We start from the raw sequence: 7,955 nt of genomic DNA, 5'->3' as shown, positions 1-7,955 counted from the left end.
AAACAGGTTTCGTCTCCGGGGGGAACCCCCAAGACCGCGCTGCCTCCCCAAGACCGCGCTGCATCGCTTATTCAAAAGCACCATCTGTAGCACCTCAAGTAGCGTGCGCATTAGCTGATAGCTGATAGCTGAATACTTACGATGGGTAGATGGGTAGATGGGGAAATAGAGAGATGGGGAAATAGAGAGATGGGGAGATAAAATTGATGGCTAGCCGTAATTTACAGAATTGGTCTAAAAACTGCTATTTTAATGGGAGTGACGTCTTTAAAATGCTGATAACTCCCCTTTTCAGCCAACTTGATTCCAAGCAATGGATCTGTGTACTGGATCCAGCCTTAGCGCTCTCCTATTATGGAGTCCACATAGCTCAGCAGCTAGGAGAAATAATGGAACTCTGGATAGCAAGAGAGCTTTGGCATATTCTTAACAATACTAAGTTTTATTTACAACAACCAGAACTGCTTATTCCCAAAAGCACTCTCAATGAAAAGGCATCTGAACAGGAGAAAGCAACCTTAGAGAGTGTGATTTGGTCACTTAAAGAGTGGAAAGGATTACAAACCGAGAATGATTTGCTAGGACTAAATCTATTCTGGCTGGGGGATAGTCTCAGGGAGTCTTTACTGCCAAAAGGTACAACTACCAAGCTCTTGCCACGATGGGAATATTTAGCACGCTTATTAGATCGACGCATTAACCAGTCACAGGGGACCAATGATACTTTAATGGCGTCATTCCGGGATACTGTAGCTCTAACTGCGAGTTTGGGTTCTGCTTTTATACTGAGCTATCAGAATCCTACAGATTTTAGTGATAATCGCCCTCCAGATATCTGCAAAGCTTTGGAAAACTTGGGAATCTCTTGCCAACTTGTTAGTCCGCAGGATCGAATTGTAGCTTTGGAATCGGACTACTTACGCCAGTTGATGATTTACACCGGACTGGCAAAACTGTTATGGGAAGGACTTCATCTGTGTGTTATACATCTTGTGACACCTGCAGTTACAGCATCTGACAGGATGTCTAAGGAGTTTTGGAGCGATAACGTTGCCTGTGATCCTGAAGACTTGGGGAATTTCCCAGAGTTGAAGGAGGATCTATGGATAAATACTAAAGCGTTCTGGTATAGTCTTTCCATTTGAGATGTAAACATAGAACTAAACCCTTTAGAGAAGAGAAAACTCCGGATCGGCTAACAGGAGTAAGGAATACAGCGTTTTTTTGATTAGAAAAAATAACCATCTAGTTTTACAACTCATTTGTAAAACCTAGACACACTATAAGTTTTGTTAACAATTTAACTCCTTTTTGATTCCTATTCAACAAAATGGAAGGGGGGTAAGACCATCCATGGATCGGATCTTCCTAAATCATTTGTGAATAGTTATAGCAATCGGTGTAATGGTGTTGACAAATTTAAGGAACGAAGCTATGCAGCGCAGTCTTGGGAAGCTCAATCATTCCCTGGTCCGACGTTCCCTATTCCCTATTCCCTACGCACAGCGCTATAGTTTTTGCGTAAGGATTTAGCTGTCAGCCGTCAGCTGTCAGCCGTAGCGCATTAGCTGATAGCTGATAGCTTACTTTTATCTTTCCCCAGGTTCCGCTGATCAATCAAACAGGATGTCTATAGGTACTTGAAATTTTTCTTATGAAAGAAAAACGTAATCTTACTCTTTATGGTCAAGATCTAGCTAGTAAAGATCTAGAATCAGAGTTAGGGAATCAAGTGATTGGTAAGCTGTTTATCAATAATTCTTGTTTTTTAGTTTTTGAAACAAACAACGAATTTAAACCTAGTTTAGGGTCTAGCTCTAATTCAACCCCTCAAAGCAGTTGTCCTTTGAATGCAGTTGGTTATCTGGAGGTAAATGGAAAAGTTTATGCAATTACAGAATTCCAAGACAATACTACTTCCGCCACATCTCATCTTGCTAGTCTCTTAACAGAACGAGAGTTACAAATTGTTACTCTTGTTGCCTCAGGTCAGTCTAATAAGCTAATTGCTAAACACCTTGAAATTAGTGAATGGACAGTTTCTGCTCATCTACGTCGGATCTTCCTGAAGCTGGATGTCGATAGTCGAGCCGCTATGGTTTATCAATGTGCTCCTTTGATTCAGCAATTAGAAATGAATTAGCTATAGCCTGAGTAACTGCTATCAGCGGTCAGCGGTCAGCGGTCAGCGGTCAGCGGTCAGCGGTCAGGGGTCAGCGGTCAGCGGTCAGCGGTCAGCTATTAGCTGAATGGTTACCCATAATCTTGTATGGCATGGGATGCGTTCGCGTAGCGTGACCTACGGTCAATCGCATTATCTGGCCGAGCACTGGATGCGTTCGCGTAGCGTGACCTACGGTCAATCGCATGATCTGGTACGGGTATTGGATGCGATCGTATGATCTGGTCAGGGTATGGGATGCGATCGCATGATCTGGTACGGGTATTGGATGCGATCGCTTAATCTGGTCGGGCACTGGATGCGATCGCTTAATCTGGTCGGGCACTGGATGCGATCGCATGATCTGGTACGGGTATTGGATGCGATCGCATCATCTGGTCGGGCACTGGATGCGATCACATGATCTGGTACGGGTATTGGATGCGATGCTCTGAAAGAGCCGCTACGCGAACGCATGATCTTGTCGAGCACTGGATGCGATGGGCGAGCATTGAGCCGCTACGCGATGAAGGGAAGCTTCCGCGCTTATGGGATTGACCGTAGGTCACGCGGGGCGCGTTCGCATTTTATTCTAATGATGTAGACAGGCTTTTTAGTACTTTAACTCTTACCTACTCTATGCTCCCTAATTTTAGATCATAAGCTCCCTTTTTATATCAGTAAATTTAAAAATACTGTCAAATTAAATAACACCTAACTGAGTCTATAAATAGCTAAGAATAATAGTTGTAAATAAAGATTTTAAAAAAAATTAACCCTTGCATTTTTTCGAGGAGTTATGTATACTATAAGTACAGACTAAAACTAATAACCGCGCTGGTCGTAGCCGTTAATCACTACCAGCGCGGTTTTCCTCCCAACCAAGTAGGAGTTACTTCCATAATGGCAGAAAAGCTATGCAGCGCGGTCTTGGGGGTTCCCCCCATGAGCGACTGCATCAAGACAATCACGATCATCAATCCCAACCTTTCAGCAACCTACCGGTGCTAATGATGCTGGTTTGGTTAAGAGTTGGAATTTTTTACTCTTTTACGCTTGCGGCGTTACCCTGTCGAGGGCGCACCCTACAATATCCTGGGATTAGCCCAAAGGGCTACGCTTCGCCTAGGCACTAAAACCCAGAACAAAAGTACCTCGCCTATTTGGTAAATGCTATACTCCTCTTCTGTCATTTTGGGACAATCGAACAAATTTGCGTCATTTCAGCCTACGAAAAATCAAGGTTTGACCCCAGTTTGACAGAAGAAGGATAATATACAATATAATGTAGTGCCCTCTAAATAGTCTGATATGTCTGAAGGAGTGCAAGACAAGTGCGAATCAGCAGGGAGAGACTGCAATATCCCCAGGTTTATTAAATTAGGGTAGACGAGGTTAAACGATCTATGCTGAGAAGGTTGATATGGTCAAAGATCGGTTTCATTTTGTTGTGAGAACTGCTTTAGAAAAAGACAACTGGCATATCACGGCAGATCCTTACGAAATTCGGATCGATGATGTATATTTTGAGATTGATTTAGGAGCGGAGCAACTATTAGCAGCAGAACGAAAAAATCAGAAAATTGCTGTTGAAGTTAAAAGTTTTATCAGTCCATCCAAGGTTTCTGACTTTCATATGGCATTGGGGCAATTCCTAAACTATCGAGATGCACTGGCAAGGATTGAACCCGATCGCCAGCTTTATTTGGCTGTGCGAGAGCCAATTTATGAAAGTTTTTTCCAGCGACGCTTCATCATGGCAGCAGTTGATCGTTATCAGATTAGATTAGTAATTTATGATGTGAAACAGGAGGTAATTGTTCAATGGCTGTAGAGCAATATCGCCAGTATATTCGACATCTTCTTTCGCAACGTGCTCAACGGGCTTCACGGCAAACAATTGCACCAGAATACGAGGTTCAGACTGTCTTTGATACAGAGCAGGATCACTACCAACTGCTCTATGTTGGTTGGCGTGGGAATAAACGTGATTTTGGCTGTATTTTACATGTTGATATCAAGGGTGGAAAAATTTGGATTCAGCATGATGGCACGGAAGAGGGACTTGCCAACCGATTAGTGGAAATGGGAGTGCCTAAACACGATATTGTTTTAGCTTTTCATGAACCTGAAGTACGTGAGTTTACCGGTTTTGGTATAGGTTAAGGATTAGAATAGATTTACAGATTAATCCCGAAAATACTATTATTCAATGCCTGCTAAATATATTCATCATGATACTGTAAAAGCTGCCCTAATCAAAGACGGTTGGAGCATTACTGATGATCCACTGATTCTCAAAATTGGTACTCGTAATGTCCTAGTTGACTTAGGTGCTGAAAAACTAATCGCTGCGGAAAGAGGTGCTACAAAGATAGCTGTTGAAGTAAAAACTTTTATGAGTCCTTCTCCTATTAATGATCTTGAAAAAGCATGGGGACAATTCTTTTTATATAGTAGGATTCTGAAAAAACGAGAGCCTGATCGGCAGATCTATATGGCAGTAGAGCGCAATATTTTTAAAACACTTTTCCAGGAAGAAGCTGGACAACTTTTGTTAGAAGAACCTGGTTTTCGATTACTTGTTTTTGATGCCAAAATTAAGGATATTATCCAATGGAAACCACAAATCAACCCTTAGATCAATGGCGTGAAACCCTGTCTTGATGCAGTCGCTCATGGGGGAAACCCCCAAGACCGCGCTGCATCGCTAGAAAATATTTTAAAGTATTACGCCAATCTTCCTTACCGTTATGGTGATGTAACCACCTCTGTAATTATCAGTAGCGATTGCAATCATTTTATGCTGCTCCATGAAGGCTGGGAAAACCATTGCCGTGTATATGGTACTATAGTTCATGCTGAAATCCGCGATGGTAAAATCTGGATTCATTACGATGGGATTGAGGATGGTATCACGGATGAATTGGTTGCCACAGGAGTACCGAAGGATAGGATTGTTCTTGCTTTTCATCCTCCTGATATTCGTCAACATACTGGGTATGGGATTGCATAGCAAAGGGAACATTCCAGTAAGGTGATAATGATTCTTGTTTGGTTAAGATAAGGTTTTTGATATGACAAGTTTATTACAGTATGTCACGAATGAACAGGGAGAACGAGTTGGGGTTTTATTGGATTGGAACACCTATTCTCGACTCGCTAATCCATTAGGGTGGGATGAGGAGTGTTTACTTGGTTTGAGTGTAGATGAGTTAGAAGCACTGGCAAGTTGTAAATTGGCTGTGGCAGATCAAACTCGTTTGGATGATTTAGTGGCGAGAAATGTAGAATCATTGCTCTGCACTGATGAGGTGGCTGAGTTAGAGGACTTGTTGGGAAAGGCGGATCAATTGACCATTCTCAAAACTCGCGCCAGATATACACTCTTTGTGCTTAGAAAATGGGACAACGGCAGCGTGAGTGTTTACATTCGGATTCAGTTACAGCGAAAAATTCGTAATCGCTTTAGTTATTCTATTTATCAACAATTTTGATTCTTATTTTTCAGACGTTGAGCGAGTAGACAATCCTCAAAGCTCAATGCTTCTTCGTCTAGGAAGTTGGAAATTGCCATTTCAATGGTAGCTTCCAGGGAACATTCTAATTCTGTAGACTTTTCCTGGAGTGCAACGTTTATGTAATCAGGCAAATACTTGACAAGCTGAGCGATCGCTTCTGGGGAAAGGTGTTGGGTGGTGAAGGTTTGAGTCATAAGACTAGGGTTGGTTAAACTATTTACGGCATTGCTTAATAATGAAATGATTTGAATAGTTTTGTGGAACGGGCATCTTGGGTGGAACCAGCATCTTGGGTGGAACTGGCATCTTGCCAGTTTCATGCTTATTATCGGGCGGGCAGGATGCCAGTTTCAAGATATTATCAGGCGGGCAGGATGCCCAATCTACTCCTATTCATGGGAAGATTCAGCAACGCCCTATCGATTGCTTTGGTCACTTATCCTGTCGAATAACCCACTACAACACGTGCAATTAGCCCAACGGGCTAGGGCTTAGCCTACGCACTTTCAAGGCTTCTTGAGAATTGAGTTTACGCTTTCCGTTTAATATATCTAAAATCGCTTGCTCTTGCTCAAAAATACCTAACAAATCTTGTATCGTTAGATTATAGTCTTCCATTAATGTCTGTAATAATTCTGCATCGGTTAATTCGGGCAATTGTTCAGTTTTTTCTTCATAGTCATAGACTAACATCCCTAATACCCTGAGATAATCTTGATCATCTTGATTAAGCGGTTTTTGATCTAATAGGTCGTTGATTCTTTGTTGGGTGGCGATTAATTCAGCATTATTGGTAATGGGACGGGGCGCAAATTCGGTGATTAATTTCAGGTAATAAGGACTAGGGTTGGTTAAACCAGTTGTCATTTTTCAATTTCTACTTATCCTAGTCTGCCTTAGTATACTATTCTGGGGAATATCATAAAGCAGAACTATTTCACCAGGACGCGATTAACGTAATTGAAGAGTTCTACGGTCCCAATCATCCTAACCTGGCAGTGCATAAAGCAAGTTTGGCACTGACCTACAAAACCCTGGGGCGCTTGACCGAGGCCATAGAATTGTATCAAGAGTGCATCAAGTCCCTCAACTCAACTTACGGCAACAATCATCCTCAAGTGGGAATGTACCTGAGTGACTTGGCTTGGCTGATCTCGGAAGAGAGTAACGAGTTGGACAAGTTAAAGCTAGCTGTGAGCTTTTTCCACAAATCGCTCAGCATCCTTACTCCAGTTTTAGAACCCCATCATCCCAGTATTCGCAATGCCCGGAAGGGGCTAACTGTGCTTTACCGTCGAATAGGGAATAGGGAGTAGGGAGTAGGGAGTAGGGAGTAGGGAGTAGGGAATAGGGAACAGGGAACAGGGAGCAGGATTTTCGAGCACTCTTACCGATCAGCATAAATCTGTAATTGGGATAAAAATCATACCAATTTGCGATCGCGAATTCCCTCCATTCCGAAAAAGCGATGCTCCAAAAGAGCCGCTAAAAGCGAACGCACTTTCTTCTAGTGTTGTCTTTTTATGCCAAATCAGGTATAATATTTGGTGAGGTAAGGTAATGACAAATAAAGTAATTTACTGGGTTGGCTCTTCTAGAGAAGAATTATCGGATCTTCCTAAGGAAGCACGGCGGAAGGCTGGTTTTCAATTGAGAGCTATCCAAAGGGGTCAAAAACCTACAGATTATAAGCCGATGCCCACAATTGGCAAGGGAGTTGAAGAGATTCGCATTTGGACGGGAGAAGCCTATCGAATTTTCTATGTCGCTAGATTTGAAGAGGCAATTTATGTGCTCCATATTTTCCATAAAAAAACACAGAAGACCTCAAAGCGGGACATTCAACTAGGACAGAAGCGTTATCAGGAGATGGTTCAGTTTAGAAAGGAACAAAAGGATAAACATAAAAATGACTGAGGAAAAAACCGTCAACGTCCTGTTAGGGGATGACAATGTATTTAAAGATTTGGGATTTGAGGCAGAAGAAGCAATGAATCTCAAGGTAAGAGCGGATCTGATGTTAGATTTACGTTCCTATATTCAGGAGCGGGGATGGACTCAAAATGAGGCAGCAGAGTTTTTGGGAGAAACCCAACCGAGGATTAGTAATTTAATGAATGGTGAAATTAGTCGATTCAGTGTGGATAAGTTAATTAATTTGCTAGGAAAAGTAGGGATGGAAGTGAAGGTAGAAGTCGTCCCGAAAGTTTTATAGTTTTCAGCTATCAGCTATCAGCTATCAGCTATCAGCTATCAGCTATCAGCTATCAGCT

Annotated in this window: 14 protein-coding genes and 2 pseudogenes; 12 read left to right on the top strand and 4 right to left on the bottom strand. The window is 42.2% G+C overall.

Annotation, left to right across the window (positions count from 1 at the left end):
• The first annotated feature begins 206 nt into the window (after positions 1-206).
• Complete coding sequence (locus BJP37_RS08605; RefSeq protein WP_198953988.1) at positions 207-1,145, top strand: hypothetical protein; 939 nt, start codon at positions 207-209, stop codon at positions 1,143-1,145.
• Between the two features lie 509 nt (positions 1,146-1,654).
• Positions 1,655-2,143, top strand: coding sequence for a response regulator transcription factor (locus tag BJP37_RS08600; RefSeq protein WP_081431113.1), 489 nt, complete (start codon positions 1,655-1,657; stop codon positions 2,141-2,143).
• A gap of 91 nt (positions 2,144-2,234) precedes the next feature.
• Here the strand turns inward: BJP37_RS08600 and BJP37_RS35980 are convergent, their stop codons facing one another.
• Positions 2,235-2,477 (bottom strand): hypothetical protein, encoded by a 243-nt coding sequence (locus BJP37_RS35980; RefSeq protein ID WP_143727529.1) that lies wholly within the window; start codon positions 2,475-2,477, stop codon positions 2,235-2,237.
• 601 nt (positions 2,478-3,078) lie between these two features.
• Between BJP37_RS35980 and BJP37_RS35975 the strand changes: the two genes are divergently transcribed.
• The 6 genes and pseudogenes from BJP37_RS35975 (at position 3,079) to BJP37_RS08575 (ending at position 5,584) form a co-directional block, all read left to right on the top strand.
• On the top strand, positions 3,079-3,297 hold the full coding sequence (locus BJP37_RS35975) for a hypothetical protein (protein ID WP_143727528.1): 219 nt from the start codon (positions 3,079-3,081) through the stop codon (positions 3,295-3,297).
• A gap of 287 nt (positions 3,298-3,584) precedes the next feature.
• Positions 3,585-3,995: a XisH family protein gene (locus BJP37_RS08595; protein WP_075898016.1), complete on the top strand. Its 411-nt coding sequence runs from the start codon at positions 3,585-3,587 to the stop codon at positions 3,993-3,995.
• Positions 3,986-4,327, top strand: coding sequence for a XisI protein (locus BJP37_RS08590; protein WP_075898014.1), 342 nt, complete (start codon positions 3,986-3,988; stop codon positions 4,325-4,327). The genes BJP37_RS08595 and BJP37_RS08590 overlap by 10 nt, the downstream gene beginning before the upstream one ends.
• A 46-nt stretch (positions 4,328-4,373) precedes the next feature.
• On the top strand, positions 4,374-4,802 hold the full coding sequence (locus BJP37_RS08585; RefSeq protein WP_075898012.1) for an element excision factor XisH family protein: 429 nt from the start codon (positions 4,374-4,376) through the stop codon (positions 4,800-4,802).
• A 9-nt stretch (positions 4,803-4,811) separates the two neighbouring features.
• Positions 4,812-5,177 carry a XisI protein gene (locus BJP37_RS08580; RefSeq protein ID WP_229415247.1) on the top strand — a complete coding sequence of 122 codons (366 nt, stop codon included), beginning with the start codon at positions 4,812-4,814 and terminating at the stop codon, positions 5,175-5,177.
• Between the two features lie 61 nt (positions 5,178-5,238).
• A pseudogene (locus tag BJP37_RS08575) lies at positions 5,239-5,584 on the top strand (hypothetical protein).
• A gap of 61 nt (positions 5,585-5,645) precedes the next feature.
• Here the strand turns inward: BJP37_RS08575 and BJP37_RS08570 are convergent.
• The gene (locus BJP37_RS08570; RefSeq protein WP_075898010.1) at positions 5,646-5,876 is read right to left on the bottom strand and encodes a hypothetical protein; all 231 of its coding nucleotides are present in this window, start codon (positions 5,874-5,876) and stop codon (positions 5,646-5,648) included.
• A 51-nt stretch (positions 5,877-5,927) separates the two neighbouring features.
• Between BJP37_RS08570 and BJP37_RS35970 the strand changes: the two genes are divergently transcribed.
• Positions 5,928-6,134: a hypothetical protein gene (locus BJP37_RS35970; protein WP_143727527.1), complete on the top strand. Its 207-nt coding sequence runs from the start codon at positions 5,928-5,930 to the stop codon at positions 6,132-6,134.
• A gap of 19 nt (positions 6,135-6,153) precedes the next feature.
• On the opposite strand, the gene BJP37_RS08565 is transcribed toward BJP37_RS35970, so the two are convergent.
• Entirely contained in the window at positions 6,154-6,549 is a 396-nt protein-coding gene (locus BJP37_RS08565) for a helix-turn-helix domain-containing protein (protein WP_075898008.1), read from the bottom strand.
• Positions 6,550-6,596: 47 nt separating this feature from the next.
• Here BJP37_RS08565 and BJP37_RS44545 point away from each other — a divergent pair.
• Positions 6,597-6,821, top strand: a pseudogene (locus BJP37_RS44545) (tetratricopeptide repeat protein); the annotation flags it as partial.
• 85 nt (positions 6,822-6,906) lie between these two features.
• Here the strand turns inward: BJP37_RS44545 and BJP37_RS42315 are convergent.
• Positions 6,907-7,083 carry a hypothetical protein gene (locus BJP37_RS42315; protein ID WP_229415246.1) on the bottom strand — a complete coding sequence of 59 codons (177 nt, stop codon included), beginning with the start codon at positions 7,081-7,083 and terminating at the stop codon, positions 6,907-6,909.
• A gap of 159 nt (positions 7,084-7,242) precedes the next feature.
• On the opposite strand from BJP37_RS42315, the gene BJP37_RS08555 reads away from it, so the two are divergent.
• Together BJP37_RS08555 and BJP37_RS08550 are read left to right on the top strand one after the other, a co-directional pair.
• The gene (locus BJP37_RS08555) at positions 7,243-7,599 is read left to right on the top strand and encodes a type II toxin-antitoxin system RelE/ParE family toxin (RefSeq protein ID WP_075898004.1); all 357 of its coding nucleotides are present in this window, start codon (positions 7,243-7,245) and stop codon (positions 7,597-7,599) included.
• Entirely contained in the window at positions 7,592-7,897 is a 306-nt protein-coding gene (locus BJP37_RS08550; protein ID WP_075898002.1) for a helix-turn-helix domain-containing protein, read from the top strand. Before BJP37_RS08555 ends, BJP37_RS08550 begins: the two co-directional genes overlap by 8 nt.
• Positions 7,898-7,955 lie beyond the last annotated feature (58 nt).

The organism is Moorena bouillonii PNG (assembly GCF_001942495.1).
Classification (GTDB): Bacteria; Cyanobacteriota; Cyanobacteriia; order Cyanobacteriales; family Coleofasciculaceae; genus Moorena; species Moorena bouillonii.
Note: the sequence above shows the minus strand (reverse complement) of the source record. Positions and strands in the feature narration are given on the sequence as shown.

What these genes read in the sequence shown, in the direction of transcription:
- BJP37_RS08595 (WP_075898016.1), top strand. Translation starts at nt 3,585, where the DNA reads ATGGTCAAAGATCGGTTTCATTTTGTTGTGAGAACTGCTTTAGAAAAA.
- BJP37_RS08585 (WP_075898012.1), top strand. Translation starts at nt 4,374, where the DNA reads ATGCCTGCTAAATATATTCATCATGATACTGTAAAAGCTGCCCTAATC.
- BJP37_RS08605 (WP_198953988.1), top strand. Translation starts at nt 207, where the DNA reads ATGGCTAGCCGTAATTTACAGAATTGGTCTAAAAACTGCTATTTTAAT.
- BJP37_RS08555 (WP_075898004.1), top strand. Translation starts at nt 7,243, where the DNA reads ATGACAAATAAAGTAATTTACTGGGTTGGCTCTTCTAGAGAAGAATTA.
- BJP37_RS08570 (WP_075898010.1), bottom strand. Translation starts at nt 5,876, where the DNA reads ATGACTCAAACCTTCACCACCCAACACCTTTCCCCAGAAGCGATCGCT.
- BJP37_RS08590 (WP_075898014.1), top strand. Translation starts at nt 3,986, where the DNA reads ATGGCTGTAGAGCAATATCGCCAGTATATTCGACATCTTCTTTCGCAA.
- BJP37_RS42315 (WP_229415246.1), bottom strand. Translation starts at nt 7,083, where the DNA reads ATGCTGATCGGTAAGAGTGCTCGAAAATCCTGCTCCCTGTTCCCTGTT.
- BJP37_RS08565 (WP_075898008.1), bottom strand. Translation starts at nt 6,549, where the DNA reads ATGACAACTGGTTTAACCAACCCTAGTCCTTATTACCTGAAATTAATC.
- BJP37_RS08550 (WP_075898002.1), top strand. Translation starts at nt 7,592, where the DNA reads ATGACTGAGGAAAAAACCGTCAACGTCCTGTTAGGGGATGACAATGTA.
- BJP37_RS35975 (WP_143727528.1), top strand. Translation starts at nt 3,079, where the DNA reads ATGCAGCGCGGTCTTGGGGGTTCCCCCCATGAGCGACTGCATCAAGAC.
- BJP37_RS08600 (WP_081431113.1), top strand. Translation starts at nt 1,655, where the DNA reads ATGAAAGAAAAACGTAATCTTACTCTTTATGGTCAAGATCTAGCTAGT.